7 protein-coding genes are annotated in these 20,431 nt (G+C 59.3%); 4 read left to right on the top strand and 3 right to left on the bottom strand.

Annotation, left to right across the window (positions count from 1 at the left end):
• Positions 1-445: 445 nt before the first annotated feature.
• The 4 genes from PSH97_RS15950 to PSH97_RS15935 all read left to right on the top strand — a co-directional run bounded on the left by PSH97_RS15950 (position 446) and on the right by PSH97_RS15935 (position 6,323).
• Positions 446-2,230: a type I secretion system permease/ATPase gene (locus PSH97_RS15950; RefSeq protein WP_305449813.1), complete on the top strand. Its 1,785-nt coding sequence runs from the start codon at positions 446-448 to the stop codon at positions 2,228-2,230.
• Positions 2,211-3,524, top strand: a complete 1,314-nt coding sequence (locus PSH97_RS15945) for an HlyD family type I secretion periplasmic adaptor subunit (protein ID WP_305445764.1) — start codon at positions 2,211-2,213, stop codon at positions 3,522-3,524. Before PSH97_RS15950 ends, PSH97_RS15945 begins: the two co-directional genes overlap by 20 nt.
• A gap of 2 nt (positions 3,525-3,526) precedes the next feature.
• On the top strand, positions 3,527-4,906 hold the full coding sequence (locus PSH97_RS15940) for a TolC family outer membrane protein (protein WP_305445763.1): 1,380 nt from the start codon (positions 3,527-3,529) through the stop codon (positions 4,904-4,906).
• A gap of 673 nt (positions 4,907-5,579) precedes the next feature.
• A complete protein-coding gene (locus PSH97_RS15935) occupies positions 5,580-6,323 on the top strand; it encodes a response regulator transcription factor (protein WP_305445762.1) in 744 nt (247 codons plus the stop codon).
• A 128-nt stretch (positions 6,324-6,451) separates the two neighbouring features.
• On the opposite strand, the gene PSH97_RS15930 is transcribed toward PSH97_RS15935, so the two are convergent.
• The 3 genes from PSH97_RS15930 to PSH97_RS15920 form a co-directional block, all read right to left on the bottom strand.
• Positions 6,452-12,475, bottom strand: coding sequence for a DUF5801 repeats-in-toxin domain-containing protein (locus PSH97_RS15930; RefSeq protein ID WP_305445761.1), 6,024 nt, complete (start codon positions 12,473-12,475; stop codon positions 6,452-6,454).
• A 279-nt stretch (positions 12,476-12,754) separates the two neighbouring features.
• A complete protein-coding gene (locus tag PSH97_RS15925) occupies positions 12,755-15,508 on the bottom strand; it encodes a DUF5801 repeats-in-toxin domain-containing protein (protein WP_305445760.1) in 2,754 nt (917 codons plus the stop codon).
• A 308-nt stretch (positions 15,509-15,816) separates the two neighbouring features.
• Positions 15,817-19,953, bottom strand: coding sequence for a T1SS-143 repeat domain-containing protein (locus PSH97_RS15920; protein WP_305445759.1), 4,137 nt, complete (start codon positions 19,951-19,953; stop codon positions 15,817-15,819).
• Positions 19,954-20,431 lie beyond the last annotated feature (478 nt).

Genomic DNA, 20,431 nt, shown 5'->3' with positions numbered 1-20,431 from the left:
TTCGCCGACCAATGGGACGCGGTGACAACGCCGTCTGAGCGCTTAGGCGAGCGCATTCGGCTGGCTTTGCATCTCTCGTTCAAGAAAGTCGATGAACGCGCGCGCCTTCGCATTCAAAGCTGGACCGTGCGGGGCCACTGAGGGAAACGTCACAGCCGATCGTATGGCTATGGTTGAACTTGCCGTCATACCGGGAAATTGAAGGTCCATCGGCGGCTCTTTGAGACATACGGCCAATTTTCGGATAGGCGGTTTGCACCAGAAACCTCTCATCAGCCCGCGATAAGGGCGACAGCTCGTCATAGCGCATCCTGGCCTCGTCGCCGATAGCTTGCGCTCCTCCCGCCGGGGCGTTGCAGGGGGGAGGCGGTCCGGCCGATTGCTACACACAGTCGTTCGGCATGATCTAAGCTCCAAAAGATGGTTTTTGCGAGCAGGGGTTTCAATGCGAAGCACACCTGAAAACAGCCTGAAAAATGCGTTGAAAGCCTGTAGAGAGAGCTTTATTTCTGTTGGGTTTTTCAGCTTTTTCATCAACGCGCTGATGCTCGTGCCTACCTTCTATATGCTTCAGGTGTATGGGCGGGTGATGGCCAGCGGAAGTCTGACAACCCTGGCCATGCTGACGCTGATCATGACCGGGTTGATAATCACGCTCGGCTCCCTGGAATGGATCCGTTCGCGCATCATGGTTCGGGTCAGTACCCGACTGGATGTGTTGCTGAGTCGCCAGGTCTATAAGGCCAGTTTCAAACGGGCACTGGACAGTGGTGGGATGGATGCCTCGGCCCAGTCGCTCAACGACTTGACGGGCTTGAGACAGTTTCTCTCCGGTAACGGTTTGTTCGCCTTCTTCGATGCGCCCTGGTTGCCTATCTATATCGCCGTGATGTTCATGTTTCATCCCTGGTTTGGCTGGGTAGCGACGGGCAGTGCGCTGCTGTTGTTATTGCTCGCGTTTATCAATGAGAGGCTGACGGGGCCGGCGCTGGCCCAGGCGAACAAGGAACATATCGGCGCGACGCTCTACACCACGAAAAATCTGCGCAACGCTGAAGTCATCGAATCCATGGGCATGCTTGAAACGCTTATGGACCGTTGGGGACTTCGCCAACGGAACGTCCTGTTGCTGCAGGCTCAGGCAAGCGATAGAGGTGCCATAGTCAGCACGCTTTCCAGGACCTTCCGGATCCTGGTGCAATCATTGATCCTTGGTCTGGGGGCGTATCTGGCCGTGGACCATCAGGTAGGGGCAGGCCTGGTGTTTGCCGGGGCCGTGCTGCTAGGGCGCGCATTGGCCCCCATCGATCTGATCATCGGCAGTTGGAGGGGCTTTATTGCGGCCCGCTCGCAGTACAGCCGTCTCAACGACATCCTCGACAAACAACAGGCTCAGCCCGAGCGTATGTCGTTGCCTGCGCCTCAGGGGCACGTGCAAGTGGAAAATCTGGTCGTCGCGGCACCGGGCTCGAAAACCCCGATTATCAACAACATCAGTTTCAGCGTACCTGCCGGCTGCGTTGTCGGCATCATCGGTCCAAGTGCCGCGGGCAAGTCGACCCTGGCCAGGGCACTGATGGGGGTATGGGTGCCGCTGCATGGTGTGGTCCGGCTCGATGGCGCGGACATCAGCGCGTGGGACAAACATGAACTTGGGCCGCATATCGGTTACTTGCCCCAGGACATTGAACTGTTCGAAGGCAGTGTCAGCGAGAACATTGCCCGCTTTGCCGAGGTCGACTCGGCGAAAGTCATTCAGGCTGCCAGGACCGCTGGCGTTCACGAAATGATTTTGCTGTTGCCCGATGGCTACGACACCGTCATTGGCAGCGAGGGCCTCACGCTGTCGGGAGGACAGCGCCAGCGCATCGGACTGGCCCGTGCCCTGTATGGCACCCCGCGACTGATTGTTCTCGACGAGCCCAATTCCAATCTTGACGAAGTCGGTGATCGTGCCCTGGTGGCAGCTATCCAGCAGATCAAGCAGAGCGGCGCGACCCTGTTTGTCATTACCCACCGAACCAACATCGTGTCGCAACTTGACCGACTCATGGTGATGAACGCAGGGGTTATCAGTCTCTACGGGCCACGCGAGCAGGTGCTCGCCGAACTCAACGCGCAGAGACAGCAAGCACAAAAACACGCCATGTCAGCAGGCGCCAACATGGCTTCGGTCAAAACCAGCAAGGGTGATGCCGATGAACCCTACGATGCCCAGTCGTCAAATTGAAAGCTTCGCCGGCCTGCCGATATCTGATCGTAAAGCACGTCGTCTGGGCATTGGTATTGTAGGGGTGACCTTCGGCCTGTTCGGCACCTGGGCGGCGCTCGCGCCCCTCGACGGTGCCGCGTTCGCGCCGGGGGTGGTCACCGTGCAGACTTACCGCAAAACGGTCCAGCATCCTGAAGGGGGCATCGTCAAAGCGGTACTGGTCCATGACGGTGACATCGTCAAGCGTGGTGATCCGCTGATCATTCTTGATGATGCCCAATTGCGCTTCGAATACGAGATAACCCGAGGCCAGCTGGTCGCGACCAGAGCCATGGAGGCAAGGCTCAGGGCCGAGCGCGACGCACTGTCGGCGGTCAGCTTTGGGGAGATAGCCGATTCCGAGAGTCTGCGAGGCGTGGAGGCGCGTCAGGGCGAGACCCAGGTGTTTAACGCCCGGCAGGGCTCTCGGCTGGGCCAGATCGCGGTGTTGCGTGAGCGCATTGGCCAGTTGAATCAGCAGATCAAGGGGCTGGAATCGATGATCGGTGCCAAGGTTCATCTGGAGAAATCCTACAGCGGTGAAATCGTTGAATTGACCGACCTGCTCAAGCAAGGGTTCGTTGACAAACAACGTCTGCTCGATCAGGAACGCAAGCTGGGGATGCTCAAGTCGGAGGTGGCTGATCACCGTTCCGCTATTAACAAAACTCGTCTGCAGATCAACGAAACACAGCTGCAGATTCTGCAAATCGACAAGGATTTCAGTACCGAGGTGGTCAAGGAGCTGGCCGAGGTTCAGACCAGGATGTACGACCTGCAAGAGAAAACTTCGTCCCTGGAAGACCGGCTCAGTCGTATCGTCATCCGCGCACCCGACGCGGGCATGGTGATTGGCATGACCGTGCACACCATTGGGGGTGTGGTGAGCCCGGCGACGCCGCTGCTGGATATCGTGCCCTCAGTTTCCGAGCTGGTCATAGAGGCCCAGGTGGCGCCGGTGGATATTGATCGTGTCGCCATCGGCAAGCGTGCCGATATCCGTTTCGGTGCGTTCAATAGCTCGACCACTCCCGTGATCGAAGGCGAGGTCAGCAGCGTATCGGCTGACCGGCTGGTCAACGAAAAGGCCGGGACGGCCTATTACCTGGCGCGGGTGCGGGTAACCGAGGAGGGCGTGCGCACCTTGGGTGAGCGCAAGTTGTTGCCGGGGATGCCGGCGGACGTATTGATCATCACCGGGCAACGCACGTTGTTGCAGTACTTGATGCAGCCGGCTCGCGATGCCATGGCTCAATCGATGATCGAGGAATAACCATGAGCGCGTCGGCAGTTCTGCTGGGCGGTGTGTTCATGCTTGCAGCGGGTGCCGCTTTGGCGCAAACCACTGCAGCAACGCCGACCGGGGTCAGCGCCTCGACGTTTTCCACCGACCTCATGCAGTTGTATCGGGAGTCGAGGCTGGAAGATCCGCGGGTATTGGCCTCCTATGCGCAAGCGCAGGCGGGCAAGGAACATCAGCGCGAGGCTTTGGGTGCGCTGTTCCCGCAGGTATCGCTCAACGCCGGGACGAATCGGATTCATCAGGAGAGCGACCTGGTGCAGCAAAGTTACGATAGCGAAAACTACAGCCTGGTGCTGCGTCAGTACCTCTACAACAAGACCGCGTGGGAGAACTACCAAAAATTCAAAAGCCTGGCCAGGCAGTCCGAATCGCAAGCGCTGGATGCCCAGGCCGAGGCCACCGTGGACTTGGCGCAGCGTTACTTCGCCGCGTTGGCGGCCGAAGATGAACTGGAGTTGGTGAGGGCGGAGCGTCGAACCACGCAAAAGAGTCTGGACCGAGTCAACGCGTTGTACGAAAAGCAGCTGGCAATGATTACTGATCAGCTCGACCTCAAGGCCCGGGTAGATTTGCTGGCGGCGCAGGAACTGGATGCCCGGAACCAGGCCAGTATCAGTCGCGAGGCGCTGGCGGAGATCGTCGGCCGGCCGGTCAAGGAGAAGCTCAACCGGATTCGCGATGACGTGCAACTACGGGTTTCGGCGCAGAGTCTGGAAAACTGGGTCCGCGAGGGTATAGCGCTAAACCCGGCGCTCAAGGCCAATGAGAGCAGTGTGGAAGCCGCGGGCGCTGCGTTGCGCAGCGGCAAGGGTGGGCACTATCCGACCCTGAGCCTTACGCTGAGCGCGCAGCAGACCAACGAGGGCTACAACAATGCCCTGGCGCCGCGCACCGACAGTTATGTCGCCGGTATTGGCGTGCAGGTGCCGCTGTACAGCGGCGGCTCGACCTCGGCGCGGGTCCGTGGGCTCTACCAGGATCAGATTACCGCCGAGCAGGAGCTGGAAGCGATCCGGCGCCGGGTGGTCAAGGAGATCACCAGCGCTTACCTGACCGCCAATTCGAGCGGAGAAAAGATCAGTGCGAGCCGCAATGCCCTGGCCTCGGCACAGTTGTCCAGAGTGGCGGCAGAGAAAGCGCTCGATTATGGAATGGTCAATGCCGTCGATGTACTGACCACCGTACGCAACGAATTCCGCGCTCGGCGTGACCTGCTCAAGACGCAATACGAGTTCGTCACCAATGTCCTCACGCTCAATCGCTGGGCGGGAAAGTTGCCTGCCGAAAGTGTCGAAAGCGTTAATGGCTGGTTGAGCCCCGGCAGCTCCAGCCAAAACCTCACATCCCCCTGACGCCAATTTTGAGCGATGACATCCAGCGGTTCAGGCGTTGGTTGCTGTGGCGTTGTCGCAAAAAAACTATAGCGCCGCAGGCATGCTGTTAACCGACCGCACCGGAAGGAAAAAACCGCGGCGAGGCCCAGACTGAGGGCATTCCCATGGCTCGGCGAGGCAAATTTCGCCGACAAATTGACGTCAGAGTTTGTTCTGTGCTTTCCCTCACACCATTCGTCGGTTAATTGACGATTTTGATCGGAATCAGACTTGATCGCAGCTCGCCCGGGGCGATCCTAACACCTTGATTTTCTAGGGGAGGGGGGCCCTTGGTAACGTCAGTCGGACTACCCGCAGGAGGCTCGAGTCGACGACTGGCGGGTGGGCGTGCTGGCAGTGTGCTGGTCTGGCCTAGACTCAATTCAGCGGCTCGAGGGAGCACATCAATCATGCGCAAGCTATTGATGATTATTCCTATTTATGTTGCCTCGATGGCTTTGCCCGGCTTTTGGAAACGTCCGTAATTCCTGCCGGTGAAGCCAGTGGAAGTGTCCCCAGGAGTGAATCTCCGGGTGGGGCACCGTTAAGGCCTGTCAGCGCTCGCATCTGTCCTTCGATTTTGCGAGTTGCTGATCCAGAAAGGCCAAGGGAGGGAGGTCAGAGTTAATTCTTCAAGGGAGTCAGGAAAGTAATGACGACCCACAAAAAAACAATACGCGTGATGCTGATCGATTGTCGTCCCCTCGTTCTCATGGGTCTTCACGACTTGATCAATGCCAGGAAGCCTCAGATGGAAGTGAGCGGACAGGCCACCACCTATACCAATGCGCTGGATCTTGCCGATCAGGTGCGCCCCAATGTGATTTTTTTCAGTTTTTTTCCAGATGCGCTGAACCCGCTGGAGGTCGTCGCGGAACTCACCCGCAATGCAGAAATGAAATTGCTGGTGCTCAAGGGCCTGTACGAAACCGTCCCCGTTGCCCAGGCAATAGAGGCGGGCGCACGCGGCATCGTGCTGGCGGAAGACCCGACGGAATCGATCATCCAGGCCATCATCACGGTCCACCACCGCGACACCGGACTGGATAGAGCCTGGGCCGGCGGGCTATCTGGCTATTCCGCGACCGGGCATATTCACTTGAAATGCAATCTGGAGCAGGCGAAACAGGCGCGGCTGACGCTGCGCGAGAGGGAACTGATTCGTGCCATCGTGGGGGATCCGTCCGCCAAATACATGTGCATCGCCGGGCGCCTGGGCATCAGCGAACACACCGTGCACAACCACCTCAGCAACATCTATCAAAAGCTTAATCTGATCAATCGCATTGACCTGCTGATGTATGCACTGAAGCACGGGCTCACCAACAACGAAAAACCACCAGAGTCCGCTTGGGTAGAACTGGATTTGGCTTCACGTCGAAACAAGAGGGTCTGACACCCTTTGGCGCGCTTGGGCCGTTACTGTGTTGCCGTTCTTGTCGGTGTTGATGCGATCGTGCTGGAACTGCACAAAACAATGCGAGGGTGGCTTGCGCCACCCTCGCATCTTTTTACGCGCGTTTCTCAGGCGCTGCCGTAAACAATGTCGCTACTCAGAAGATCGACCCCGACCAAGGTGATGGTCGTGACTTGTCCGCCCGTTTCGGCAACCGTGACGATACTGTCTGCGCCGGTGTTGTCGATCGATTGGACAACCGCGTTCTGGTCGCCGTTGAGCACCAGGGTGTCTCGCAGGTTCGCGTCCGCATCGAAACCGGTGACCTGGTACAGGTTCTCATCGACTGACAAATCGACGTTGAAGGCATCACGCTCACCGCCCGTGCCCACCAGCGAGAAGTCGAAGAGGGCGCTGTCCAAGTCGTTGGCGAACAGGTTGGCGTCAAACGTACTCGTCGCCGAGTCCCCATCCTTGTCCGTCAGCGTCGCGTTGAACGTCAGCTGGACATCACTGGCCAGGCTCTCGGTCTCCTGAATGAACTGGATCGTCGGGATCTTGATCTCGCCTCGGGCCATTGTGAGCTGAACAGCGTCGATCAGATTCGTGCCATCGCTCTCAATGAGGAAGGACACCTGTCCGCCTGCCTCCGGCGTCAGGGTGTTTACCTCGATGAGGTTCGAGAACGTGCCATCCTCGTAGTAGGCCCTGTAGTACAGGTCTTCGGTTGCCGTGTTGTAACCTCCCACGGAGTTGTCGATGAAGACCCTCATACCCGTCAGCAGGCTCTCCGGATTGATGACGAAACTTTCGTCGTCAACGCCGATTGCCGCCAGGTCGTCTCCCTGGAACAGGTTATTGGCGACGCCGATGCCGGCCGTGCTGACGTTCATGGCCGAGGGGTCAATGTACGAGGGCAGGGGGTCGGTTTGCAGCGTGGCTTCGGTCGGATCGGGTTCTCCGAGCCCAATGCCGGTCAGGATGTCCGAAGTGGACGCAAGCGCCTTCGCGGAAAAGAACACAACCTCCTCAGATGGCGAAGGAATAGTCGGTGGATCCTGCTCTGGAATCAACAATGTGCGCACTGGATCCGGGCCTCCGGCACCGAGCGCGCCATCGGCAGTGCTGAGCACGATCTCTGAACTGAAGCCTTGCACCAGATCCAGTGCATAGCGGCCATCGGCATAGGCGGTCAGCGTGTAGTCGACGCTGGTATCCGCCGTGGCGGCGTTGTTGTCGAAATCGCCGGTCAACGTTCCTGCGAATTGGTACGCGCCATTGCCGTCCGGTGAGGGCGACTGCTCAGTGAGCGTGGCGGTCCCGGTGGTGGTCGTGTTGTCTGGCCTGACGAGGGTGAACTGGCTATTCACCGAGATATCCAGACCCGCCGCACCCAACCCGTCGGCGCCGGCCGAATTGTCCCAGAACCCGAATTGCGGCAGGACGCTACCGGTGCCGATCAGGTTGCCGAATGCAAGTGACGGGCCGTCGTCCTTGAACACCAGGTTTTGCCCGATGTTGAGCGTCGCCTGGGCTCTGTCGCCGTCCTTGTCGGTTGCGGTCCCTATCAGCGTCACCAGATTGTCCGCCGACAGCGTCGTCGAATCATCGGGATTGGTGGCATCGGGATGCACCACGGCGCGGATCTGGTCGAGCGTGACGTCGCCGTTGGCGGCGACGCTGACCGTGAACACCAGCAGGTTGGTGGTGGCCGTCCGTCCTTCGACTATCGCGCCGTTGAGCGACAGGTTCACTGCCTCACCGGTGGCGGTATCGGTCAGCCCGGAGGCGCCTGCCACCACGCCCAGCGCATAGGTCAGTGTGCCGGCGCCATCAGCGCCGAACGCCGAGTTGAAGTTGGCGGCAAAGTTCTGGGTGGCGTTGGTCGCCAGTACCGTTTCATCTACCGTCAGCGTTGGCTCGGTGCCGGTGGTGCTGATGCTGGGCCCGTCGTCCTTGAACACCAAGTTCTGCCCGATGTTGAGCGTCGCCTGAACGCTATCGCCGTCCTTGTCGGTGATGGTCGCCGTCAGTGTCACCAGCTCGTCGGAGCTCAGGCTCGTCGAATCATCGGGATTGTTGGGGTCGGGATGCACCACGGCGCGCTGCTGGTCGAGCGTGACGTCACCATTGGCGGCGACGCTGACCGTGAACACCAGCAGATTGGTGGTGGCCGTCCGTCCTTCGACTACCGCGCCGTTGAGCGACAGATTCACCGCTTCACCCGTGGCCGTGTCGGTCAGCCCGGAAGCCCCCGCCACCACGCCCAGCGCATAGGTCTGGGTACCCGCACCGTCAGCGCCAAACGCCGAAGTGAAGTTGGCGGTAAAGCTCTGGGTATCGTCAGTCGCCAATACGGTTTCATCCACCGTCAGCGTTGGTTCCGCACCGGAGGCGCTGATGCTGGGTCCGTCGTCCTTGAATACCAGGTTTTGCCCGATATTGAGGGTGGCCTGGGCGCTGTCGCCGTCCTTGTCGGTGATGGTCGCCGTCAGTGTCACCAGATCGTCGGAGCTCAGGCTCGTCGAATCATCAGGATTGGTGGGATCGGGATGCACCACGGCGCGCTGCTGGTCGAGGGTGACGTCACCATTGGCGGCGACGCTGACCGTGAACACCAGCAGGTTGGTGGTGGCCGTCCGTCCTTCGACCACGGTGCCGTTGAGCGACAGATTCACCGCCTCACCGGTGGCCGTGTCGGTCAGCCCGGAGCCACCCGCCACCACGCCCAGCGCATAGGTCTGGGTACCCGCACCGTCAGCGCCAAACGCCGAAGTGAAGTTGGCGGTAAAGCTCTGGGTATCGTCAGTCGCCAATACGGTTTCATCCACCGTCAGCGTTGGTTCCGCACCGGAAGCGCTGATGCTGGGTCCGTCATCCTTGAACACCAGGTTTTGCCCGATATTGAGGGTGGCCTGGGCGCTGTCGCCGTCCTTGTCGGTGATGGTCGCCGTCAGTGTCACCAGCTCGTCGGAGCTCAGGCTGGTCGAATCATCCGGATTGGTTGGATCGGGATGCACCACGGCGCGCTGCTGGTCGAGGGTGACGTCACCATTGGCGGCGACGCTGACCGTGAACACCAGCAGGTTGGTGGTGGCTGTCCGTCCTTCGACTACCGCGCCGTTGAGCGACAGATTCACCGCCTCACCGGTGGCCGTGTCGGTCAGCCCGGAGCCACCCGCCACCACGCCCAGCGCATAGGTCTGGGTACCCGCACCGTCAGCGCCAAACGCCGAAGTGAAGTTGGCGGTAAAGCTCTGGGTATCGTCAGTCGCGAGTACGGTTTCATCCACCGTCAGCGTTGGTTCCGCACCGGAAGCGCTGATGCTGGGTCCGTCGTCCTTGAATACCAGGTTTTGCCCGATATTGAGGGTGGCCTGGGCGCTGTCGCCGTCCTTGTCGGTGATGGTCGCCGTCAGGGTCACCAGCTCGTCGGAGCTCAGGCTCGTCGAATCATCGGGATTGGTTGGATCGGGATGCACCACGGCGCGCTGCTGGTCGAGGGTGACGTCACCATTGGCGGCGACGCTGACCGTGAACACCAGCAGGTTGGTGGTGGCTGTCCGTCCTTCGACTACCGCGCCGTTGAGCGACAGATTCACCGCTTCACCCGTGGCCGTGTCGGTCAGCCCGGAGGCACCCGCCACCACGCCCAGCGCATAGGTCTGGGTACCCGCACCGTCAGCGCCAAACGCCGAAGTGAAGTTGGCGGTAAAGCTCTGGGTATCGTCAGTCGCGAGTACGGTTTCATCCACCGTCAGCGTTGGTTCCGCACCGGAGGCGCTGATGCTCGGCCCGTCGTCCTTGAACACCAGGTTCTGCCCGATGTTGAGCGTCGCCTGAACGCTATCGCCGTCCTTGTCGGTTGCGGTCGCCGTCAGTGTCACCAGATCGTCCGAGCTCAGGCTGGTCGAATCATCCGGATTGGTTGGATCGGGATGCACCACTGCCCGAATCTGATCGAGCGTGACGTCACCGTTGGCGGCGACGCTGACCGTGAACACCAGCAGGTTGGTCGTGGCCGTCCGTCCTTCGACTACCGCGCCGTTGAGCGACAGATTCACTGCCTCACCGGTGGCCGTATCCGTCAGCCCGGAAGCTCCCGGCACCACGCCCAGCGCATAGGTCAGCGTGCCCGCGCCATCAGCGCCAAACGCCGAAGTGAAGTTGGCGGCAAAGTTCTGCGTGGCGTTGGTCGCAAGCACCGTTTCGTCTACCGTCAGCGTTGGCTCCTCGCCGGAGGCGCTGATGCTCGGCCCGTCATCCTTGAACACCAGGTTTTGCCCGATGTTGAGCGTCGCCTGGACACTGTCACCGTCGCCATCGGTGATGGTCGCCGTGAGGGTGACCAGATCATCCGAGCTCAGGCTGGTCGAATCATCCGGATTGGTTGGATCGGGATGCACCACCGCCCGAATCTGGTCGAGCGTGACGTCACCATTGGCGGCGACGCTGACCGTGAACACCAGCAGGTTGGTCGTGGCCGTGCGGCCTTCGACCACTGTGCCGTTAAGCGACAGGTTCACCGCCTCACCGGTGGCCGTATCGGTCAGCCCGGAGGCACCCGCCACCACGCCCAGCGCATAGGTCTGCGTGCCGGCGCCATCAGCGCCAAACGCCGAGTTGAAGTTGGCGGCAAAATTCTGGGTGGCGTTGGTCGCCAGCACTGTTTCGTCCACCGTTAGCGTTGGCTCCTCACCGGTGGCGCTGATGCTCGGACCGTCATCCTCGAAGATCATTTTGGAGCCGATTTCGGCGGTCGAAGTAGAGGTTTTGCGCAGTGTGAAGCCGCCGATATCAAAATCGGCGTGGTCATTGCCTCTGGCGTCGAGGGCCGCTCCGTTCTCGACGAGCACGCGGTTGTGGTCCGCGGTTGTGGTGTATTCAATCTGGTAGCCGGCCAAAACGCCGGTGATGGTTGCAACCCCATTGGCGAAGCTGATGCCAATGGTCGGATCATTCACCGATCCGTCTGAATTCTCGATCACCAGCCCGGTGCTGATGTTGATGACGCGAATGTTGGTGATGGCAACCGGCGTATCACCGGCATAGCCATTGACGAAATTCACGCCAGGTTCAGCAGCGGTGCTGAATGCGCTGACTTTTACGACAGCACTCTTGCCGCTTTGCAGCTGCACGACGTCAAAGCTGGCCGACTTCGTGTTGAAGACGTTGGTAAAGTCGATGTTGGACTCAACGTCTGCTTCGTTCTGATCCAGGTTGGGAATGGTTACGTTCTGCCTGGCACCGGTGACGAACGAAAAGCGGATGCCTTCCTGTTCCGTAATCATCTGGCTGTTGGTGCCAATGGTGGTCGGGCCACCCCCCTGGCTGGTATTAATCCTGTCGCCAGTGTTTATGTTGGCGCCGCTTGACTGGTCAGCGGGGTCCTTGCCGGTGGCGATGATGGTGGGATCGGTGATCCGCACGATACCATCGACCGTTTCAGTGGCCGGGTTCAATTTCGTGAACATCAGGAACAGGTTCTGACCGGAGGGCGCACCGGCCAGACTGAATCCCAGGTCCTGACTGACGCCGATGAACACCTTATTCAGCAGATTGAGCGAATCATCGGGGTTCGTCGCATCCGGATGCTTGAGCGGTTGGTACTCCACGGTCCAGATTTTGCCGCCCGAGACCGGCGATCCGGTTTCTTCAATATAGGCAGCGAACACGATCGCGCCATCTGCGGCGCCGGCTCGGCCTACAAGGATGTTGTTGTTACTCGTATCCGTATAGAGAAGGATGCTGGTGCCGTCGAGGGTATCCAGTCCGCTGTCCACGCCATCGAGCGGTGCACCGGCGCTGTCGACGAAGCGGATATCGGTAACGCCGGACGGGTCGGTGAGGGTGAACGCATTGCTGCCCGTATCACCCACGGCACCGCTATAGCCACTCAAGGCTGCACCCGTTGCGGTACCTGCGCCAAGTGCGGTTAAACGGTCGGAGAAGGCCGAGGGCAGGGAGGCCACCAGAATGTCGTTGTCGTCAGCGTCCCCGGCAGGGATTGGTGTGGCAGTGCTGTTCTGCAAGCCGGCCGTTTCGTCCAGCGAAACGTCCTCACCGGGTACCACGACGCTCAGAGCATTGAGGGTCGGAATGAATAGAGGGGGATTGTTCGTAAGGGATGAGTTTTGCTCGCGAATAGCCATGATGTACTCCTGAGCAATTGCAGGTCATCAAGGCCAGGCCATCGACCTTTACAACTTATCAAGGCCTGACCATTTACCTGTTCAACTATGACTAAGCACCGGGGATTGCGCATCAGCCGATACTCCCAAGCGGGGTGGGAGTTTCGGCCTAGTCGTTCTCGTTGGTGGTCTGGCGCAGGGTGCCCAGGTTGTTGCGAGCGTGCGGATCGCCTGTTGGAACTGCAAAAAAATGCGAGGAAGGCTTGTGCCACCCTCGCATCCTTCTACGCGCGCGACGCCTCAGGCGCTGCCATAAACAATGTCGCTACTCAGAACATCAACCCCGACCAAGGTGATGGTCGTGATTTGTCCGCCCGTTTCGGTAACCGTCACGATGCTGTCTGCGCCGCTGGTGTCAATCTGGACAGCGGCGTTCTGGTCGCCGTTGAGCACCAGGGTGTCTCGCAGGTTTGCGTTCGCATCGAAGCCGGTGACCTGGTACAGGTTCTCATCGAATGACAAGTCGACGTTGAAGGCATCACGCTCACCGCCCGTACCCACCAGCGTGTAGTCGAAGGTGCCGGTCAAGTCGTTGGCGAACAGGTTGGCGTCAAACGTACTCGTCGCCGAGTCCCCATCCCTGTCCGTCACTGTCGCGTTGAACGTCAGCTGGATATCACTGGCCAGGCTCGCGGTCTCCTGAATGAACTGGATCACCGGGATCTTGATCGTGCCCAGGCCCATCGTGAGCTGAACCGCGTCAATGAGCTTGGAGCCCTCTCTCTCGATGACGAAGGACGTCTGTCCCCCGGCCTCCGAGGTCAGATCAGCAGCAAGAACCTTCGTCGGCGAACCCGAAGTGGTGCCGTCCGCGTAGAAGATCGTGTAATACAGCTCTTCCGTTGCCGGGTTGTACCCCTGCACCGAGTTGTCGATAAACACTTTCATGCCCGTCAACAACGTCTCGGGGTTGATGACGAAACTCTCGTCACCCACGGATTTGGAGTCATTGGGGTCAGCGCCATTGATGCCTGGTATTGTGTTTCCATCCAGGTTGTTGTTGCCAATACCAATGCCGGACGTGCTGACGTTCATGTTCGCGGTGCCGAGGAATGCAAAGCCGCCGGCTTCTACTTGCGCTTCGGTGAGGTCGGGCGCTCCCGGCCCGATGGCGGAAAAGATGTCGCTTGAGGAAGTGGTTGCGTTAACACCAAAAAAGACAATCTCCTCAGATGGCGAAGGAACAGTCGGCGGATCCTGCTCTGGAATCAACAATGTGCGCACTGGATCCGGGCCGCCAGCACCGAGCGAGCCATCGGCACTGCTGAGCACGACCGTCGAACTGAAACCTTGCACCAGATCCAGTACATAGCGGCCATCGGCATAGGCGCTCAACGTGTAGTCGATGGTGGTATCCGCCGTGGCGGCGTTGTTGTCGAAATCGGCGGTCAACGTCCCGGCGAATTGGTACGCGCCGTTGCCGTCCGGTGAGGGCGACTGCTCGGTGAGTGTGGCGGTCCCGGTCGTGGTGGTGTTGTCTGGCCTGACGAGGGTGAACGGGTTATTCACCGAGATATCCAGACCGTTCGTATCCAGCCCGTCGGCGCCAGCCGAATGACTCCAATACCCGGTTTGTGGCAGGACGCTACCGGTGCCGATCAGGTTGCCAAAGGCGAGTGCAGGGCCGTCATCCTCGAAGATCATCCTGGAGCCGATTTCGGCGGTCGTAACAGCAGTTTGGAGCAGCGTGAAACCACCGATATCAAAATCGGCGTGGGTATTGCCCTTGGCGTCGAGGGCCGCCCCGTTCTCGACGAGCACGCGGTTGTGATCAGCCGTTGTGGTGTATTCAATCTGGTAGCCGGCTTTAACGCCGGTGATGGTTGCAACCCCATTAGCATCAAAGCTGATGGTAATGGTCGGATCATTTACCGAGCCGTCTGAATTCTCGATCACCAGCCCGGTGCTGATGTTGAAGACGCGAACATTGGTGATGGCAACCGGCGTATCGTTCGCATAGCCGTTGATGAAATTCACGCCAGGTTCAGCAGTGGTGCTGAATGCGCTGATTTTTACCACAGCACTCTTGCCGCTTTGCAACTGCACGACGTCGAAATTGGCCATCTTCGCATTGAAGACGGCGGTAAAGTCGATGTTGGCTTCAACATCTGCTTCGGTCTGACTCAGGTTGGGAACGGTCACATCCTGCCTGGCACCCGTGACGAACGAATAACGGATGCCTTCCTGTTCCGTAATCATCTGGTTGTTGGTGCCGAAGGTGGTCGGGCCACCCGCCTGGCTGGTATTGATCGTGTCGCCAGTGTTTATATTGACGCCACTTGACTGGTCTGCGGGGTCCTTGCCGGTGGCGATGATGGTGGGATCCGTGATCCGCAAGACACCACCGTCGTCGACAACGGTCGGGTTCGCTTTCGTGAACATCAGGAAGAGGTTCTGACCGGAGGGTGCACCGGCCAGGCTGAATTCCAGGTCCTGACTGGTTCCGACGAACACCTTATTCAGCAAATTGAGCGAATCATCGGGGTTCGTAGCATCTGGATGCTTGAGCGGTTGGTACTCCACGGTCCAGATCTTGCCGCCGGTGGCCGGCGATCCGGTTTCTTCGATATAGGCAGCGAACACGATCGCGCCGGTTGCGCTCCCGGCTCGGCCCAGAAGGATGTTGTTGTTCGTGTCCGTATAGAGAAGGATGCTGGTGCCATCGAGGGTGTCCAGTCCGCTGTCCAGGCCATTGAGGGGGGCGCCAGCGCTGTCGACGAAGCTGATATCGGTAATGCTGGCTCCGGGGTCAGGGGTAATGGTGAACGCATCACTGCCCGTGTTGCCCACGGCACCGGTATAGCCACTCAAGGCTGCACCTGTTGCGGTACCTGCGCCCAGTGCGGTCAAACGGGTAGCGAAGACCGAGGGCAGGGAGGCCACCAGAATGTCGTTGTCGTCAGCGTCTCCCGCAGGGGCTGGCGTGGCGGTTGCGTTCTGCAATCCGGCCGTTTCGTCCAGCGAAACGTTCACGCCGGTGATTCCAATAGCCATGATTTTTCTCCCGAGCAATTGCGGTCATCGAGGCCTGACCGTTGACCATTGCCCGAACTATGGGCATGGGCCGGGGATTGCGCATCGGCTGATACTCCCAAGCGGAATGGGAGTTTCAGACTACTTGGATGGGGGAACAGCACGAGGGCGTGAAGGAACGGTGCCGCCTATTCCGTTTGTGAATGAGGACATGCCGCAAGGCTCGTCCGGCCTTGGCTCAGGGACCGCAGTGGCCCAATAAAAAACGGCCTGGCCCCTTGCGGGAGCCAGGCCGTGTACCTGCAGCGGTTTTCAGACTTCCTTAGTGATCAAAGCACGAGATCTGTCGGTGCCAGGTTAGTGACTCCCACCAGTTCGACCACGACAGGATTTTCGATGTCAATCGTCTGGACATCGGTGAAATCGCTATCTGCATCGACGACCTTGAAATCCAGCGTTAGATCAAGGGTCGCTGGTGTAGTCGTGGTGGTGGAGAAACCAGCATCGATGATCTTCAGCGGATTCGTACTCGTATCCTCCGCAATCGTGTTTCCAGGCCCGACGAGACCACTGACCGGCTGTGCGGAAGTGCTGCTTGCGCCATCGTCACCGACATTGCGATTCAGATTTATCGCGCTGCCCGTAAGGCCAGCATCATTCGAAAGAATCTGAATACCCTTGATGAGCCAGTTATCACCGGTCTGAATGTTGAAGTCATTGCTTTCAACAATCAACAGAGCATCATTATTGTCCAGGAACGGGTCGTTCGGATCGGCTGGGTCGTTGAGGATAAGGGCCTCGTACTTGGTTCCAACAAGATCGGAGTTGTTCGTATCGTTCTCGTACACATCGCCTTGGTCGACGTAGATGGCACGTGTTGTAGTGATGGAGGAATCATTTGCATCAGCAAGACTGACGATAAGCAAAAGATCATCGCTTTCAGTCTCGTATCCATCGAACTTGATAAAGAAATCGGTCGCGTAACTGTAATTGGTGGCGCCCAGATCTCCTTTCGGATCAGTCTGGAAGAAATTGATGTTGGCCGCTTCACCTGCCTGGATCGTATTTCCGGAGACGCCCAGAGCAGTGCTGGACAAGGTTACAGGGGCCTGCGTGCCGCTCACAAGCTCACCCGACGTCACAACATTATTGCCGCCGGCAGTAAGTGGTGCCTCGAAGCCCGTGATCTGGATGAAGAAACCTTCCCCAAGCTTCCCAGTGGCCACAGGTGATGGGCCACTGGAAGGCTCCATACCATCCACGTCATACGTTTCGTATCCAGTGCCTTCGCCCAGCGTGACGTCTTGCGTCGTTTGCAGCGCATCCATCTCGAACGTATAGGTGTCATTGGCTTTGTCAAACACCAGCGTGCCTTCCACCAGTTCAGGATCGGTGCCAGCATTGCGATCGTGATCGTATTTGAACGACACGTTAAACGTGGCAGCGTCGAGATTCTCTGAATCCCAGGTGACCGTTGGATCAACGATCGCAACATCGTTCGCCGTACCAGAGAGGGCGAGTGCGGCAAAATCACTGTCCGCTGCCGAAGAGTAGGTCGGCCCGCGCTTGTCCGCACCTATCGAGTAGGCGAAGTCACCCGAAAAGGTCCATGACGTCGCACCCAAATCGGGATCGACATCCTGCACAGGGGGTGTCTCTATAACGGGCGTATCGTCGTCGACGGTGATGACCAGTTTGTCGGCCGCGGCCGTCACCGTGTCGCCGTCCTTGTCGGTGGCCTGCAGCAGCGAGCCCAGGTTGATGGTGATGTCGTTCTCGTCGTTGCCTGCCACGTGATCCAGCTGCTTGAGCAGCGTGAAGCTGTACACACCCGCTGTGGTGAGGCTGAAAGTGAACACGTCGGTCGCGCCGGCTTTGGCGGTGAGCGTGTTGCCCGCGACGCTGTACACCAGCGCCACCCCGGCCGAGCTCAGCGCCGGCAAGCCGCTGGTGTTACTCGACAAGGCATAGGTCAACGGCGTGTCGGCGCCCGACTGGAAGATACCCGTCACGCTGCCGCCGGCGGTGGTCGCCTCGCCAGCCACGTCACCCGTACCACCGGCAATGCCGTTGGCCAGACCGTCCTCGTCGACGGTTCCCGTCACGGCGGTCCCGGTTGCCGTCGGCGTGTCGTCGTCGACGGTGATGACCAGCTTCTCGGCCGCAGCCGTCACCGTATCACCGTCCTTGTCGGTAGCTTGCAGCAGCGAGCCCAGGTTAATGGTGATGTCGTTCTCGTTGTTGCCTGCCGCGTGATCCAGCGGCTTGAGCAGCGTGAAGGTGTAGGCACCCGCTGCGGTGAGGCTGAAGGTAAACACGTCGGTCGCGCCGGCCTTGGCGGTGAGTGTGTCGCCCGCGACGCTGTACACCAGCGCCACCCCGCCAGAGCTCAGCGCCGGCAAGCCGCTGGTGTCACTCAACAAGGCATAGGTCAGCGGCGTGTCGGCGCCGGACTGGAAGATGCCGGTCACGCTGCCGCTGGCGGTGGTCGCCTCGCCAGCCACGTCGCCCGTACCACCGGCAATGCCATTGGTCAGGCCGTCCTCGTCGACGGTTCCCGTTGCGGCAGTGCCGGTCGCGGTCGGCGTGTCGTCGTCGACGGTGATGACCAGCTTCTCGGCCGCAGCTGTCACCGTGTCACCGTCCTTGTCGGTGGCTTGCAGCAGCGAGCCCAGGTTGATGGTGATGTCGTTCTCGTTGTTGCCTGCCGCGTGATCCAGCGGCTTGAGCAGCGTGAAGGTGTAGGCGCCCGCTGTGGTGAGGCTGAAGGTGAACACATCGGTCGTGCCGGCCTTGGCGGTGAGCGTGTTGCCCACGACGCTGTACACCAGCGCCACTCCACCCGAGCTCAGCGCCGGCAAGCCGCTGGTGTCACTCGACAAGGCATAGGTCAGTGGCGTGTCGACGCCGGACTGGAAGATGCCGGTCACGCTGCCGCTGGCCGTGGTCGCCTCGCCAGTCACGTCGCCCACTCCACCGGCAATGCCATTGGTCAGGCCGTCCTCGTCGACGGTTCCCGTTACAGCGGTCCCGGCCGCCGCCGGCCCGTCGTCTTCGAAGATCATCTGAGAACCGATTTCGGCTTTCGTAATAGAGGCTTGGAACAGGTGGAGGCCATCGATATCAAAATCGGCGTGGTTATTGCCCTTGGCGTCGAGGGCCGCCCCGTTCTCGACGAGCACACGGTTGTGATCCGTCGTTGTGGTGTATTCAATCAGGTAGCCGGCTTTAATGCCGGTGAGAGTTGCAACCCCATTAGTAATGGTGATGCCAATGGTCGTGTCATTCACCGATCCGTCTGAATTATCGAGCACCGTCCCGGCGCTGTTGAGGACGCGAACATTGACGATGTCAACCTTCGTATCATTCGCATATCCGTCGATAAATTGCGTGCCAGATTCAACAGCGGTGGTGAATGCGCTGATTTTTACGACAGCACTCTTGCCGCTTTGCAACTGCACGACGTCGAAGCTGACCGTCTTCACATTGACCACGCCGGTGTAGTCGATGTTGGATTCAAGATCGGCTTCATTCTGATCCAGGTTGGGAATGGTCACATCCTGCCTGGCACCGGTGACGAACGAAAAACGGATGCCTTCCTGTTCCGTAATCATCTGGTTGTTGGTACCGAAGGTGGTCGGCCCACCCGCCTGGCTGGTATTGATTGTGTCGCCGGTCGTTATATTGATGTCGTCGGCTGTGCTGTTGGGGTCAAGCCCGGACTGATTCGCCGGTAACTTGCCGGTGGCAATGACGGCGGGATCCGTGATCCGCACGACACCATTGACCGTTTCAGTTGCCGGGGTCGCTGTCGTGAACATCAGGAAGAGGTTCTGACCGGAGGGCGCCTTATCGAGACTGAATTCCAGGTTCTGACTGGCTCCGACGAAAACCAAATCCTCCAGATCGACCGGATCATCGGGGTCCGTAGCATCTGGATTGCTGAGCGGTTGGTACTCCACGGTCCAGATCTTGCCGCCCGTGACCGGCGATCCGGTTTCTTCAATATAGGCAGCGAACACGATCGCGCCGGTTGCACCCCCGACTCGGCCCAGAAGGATGTTGTTGTTCACCGTATCGGTATAGAGAAAGATGCTGGTGCCATCGAGGGTATCCAGTCCGCTGTCCAGGTCATTGAGTGGTGCGCCATTGCTGTCGACGAAGCTGACATCGGTAGCGCTTGTTGCGCCGCTGATGGTGAACGCATTGCTGCCCGTATTGCCCACGACACCGGTATAGCCACTCAAGGCCGCATCCATTGCGGTACCTGCCCCAAGGGCGGTCAAACGGGTAGAGAAGGCCGAGGGCAGGGGTAGCGCCGTATCGTTGTCGTTAGCGTCTTCCGTAGCGCCTGGCGTGGCGGTGGCGTTCTGCAACCCGGTCGTTTCGTCCAGCGAAACGTCCTCGCCGGTCGCTACGACGGTCAGAGCGCTGGCCGTAATCAAGGAATCTTGCTCAATAGTCATGACTTTTTCCTGGGCAGTTGCGGTCATCTAGGCCTGACCGTTGACCTTTGGTCGCAACTATGGATAAACGCCGGGTATTGCGCATCGACCGATACTCCCAAGTGGGCTGGGAGTTTCAGACTACTTGGGAGGGGGAGATGGAACGGCGCGAAGGAGGGAGTGTCATATTCCGTTTGTAAATTGTTCAGGCCTGAGATAAATCCCAACGAATAAGCGGTCAACGAACAGGCGCGTATAGCTCTGTAACCGTCCCTGGCGGAGCAGTCTTCTCGCGTTTAACGATGCGTGTTTAAAGACACTCCGTGTTACTTCCCGAAGGGCTACAAGACCTTGCGCCGTTGCCTACGGTTAAGCCAGAATCCGCCGGCTTGTGCGCCGATGGCCCGGGCTCTATCGTTTCCCTGTCGCTGAATAACAGCGATCGGGTTTGGTAGACCCTCAGCATCGACGCATAGCGTCACCTTCGGCGGTCCTTTCT

The sequence above is a fragment of the Pseudomonas cucumis genome (assembly GCF_030687935.1).
GTDB lineage: Bacteria > Pseudomonadota > Gammaproteobacteria > Pseudomonadales > Pseudomonadaceae > Aquipseudomonas > Aquipseudomonas cucumis.
This window is presented reverse-complemented; position numbering and strand designations above follow the sequence as displayed.

Excerpts from the sequence above, each read along its gene's own strand:
- PSH97_RS15950 (WP_305449813.1), top strand. The coding sequence starts at position 446 with ATGCGAAGCACACCTGAAAACAGCCTGAAAAATGCGTTGAAAGCCTGT.
- PSH97_RS15945 (WP_305445764.1), top strand. The coding sequence starts at position 2,211 with ATGCCCAGTCGTCAAATTGAAAGCTTCGCCGGCCTGCCGATATCTGAT.
- PSH97_RS15940 (WP_305445763.1), top strand. The coding sequence starts at position 3,527 with ATGAGCGCGTCGGCAGTTCTGCTGGGCGGTGTGTTCATGCTTGCAGCG.
- PSH97_RS15935 (WP_305445762.1), top strand. The coding sequence starts at position 5,580 with ATGACGACCCACAAAAAAACAATACGCGTGATGCTGATCGATTGTCGT.
- PSH97_RS15930 (WP_305445761.1), bottom strand. The coding sequence starts at position 12,475 with ATGGCTATTCGCGAGCAAAACTCATCCCTTACGAACAATCCCCCTCTA.
- PSH97_RS15925 (WP_305445760.1), bottom strand. The coding sequence starts at position 15,508 with ATGGCTATTGGAATCACCGGCGTGAACGTTTCGCTGGACGAAACGGCC.
- PSH97_RS15920 (WP_305445759.1), bottom strand. The coding sequence starts at position 19,953 with ATGACTATTGAGCAAGATTCCTTGATTACGGCCAGCGCTCTGACCGTC.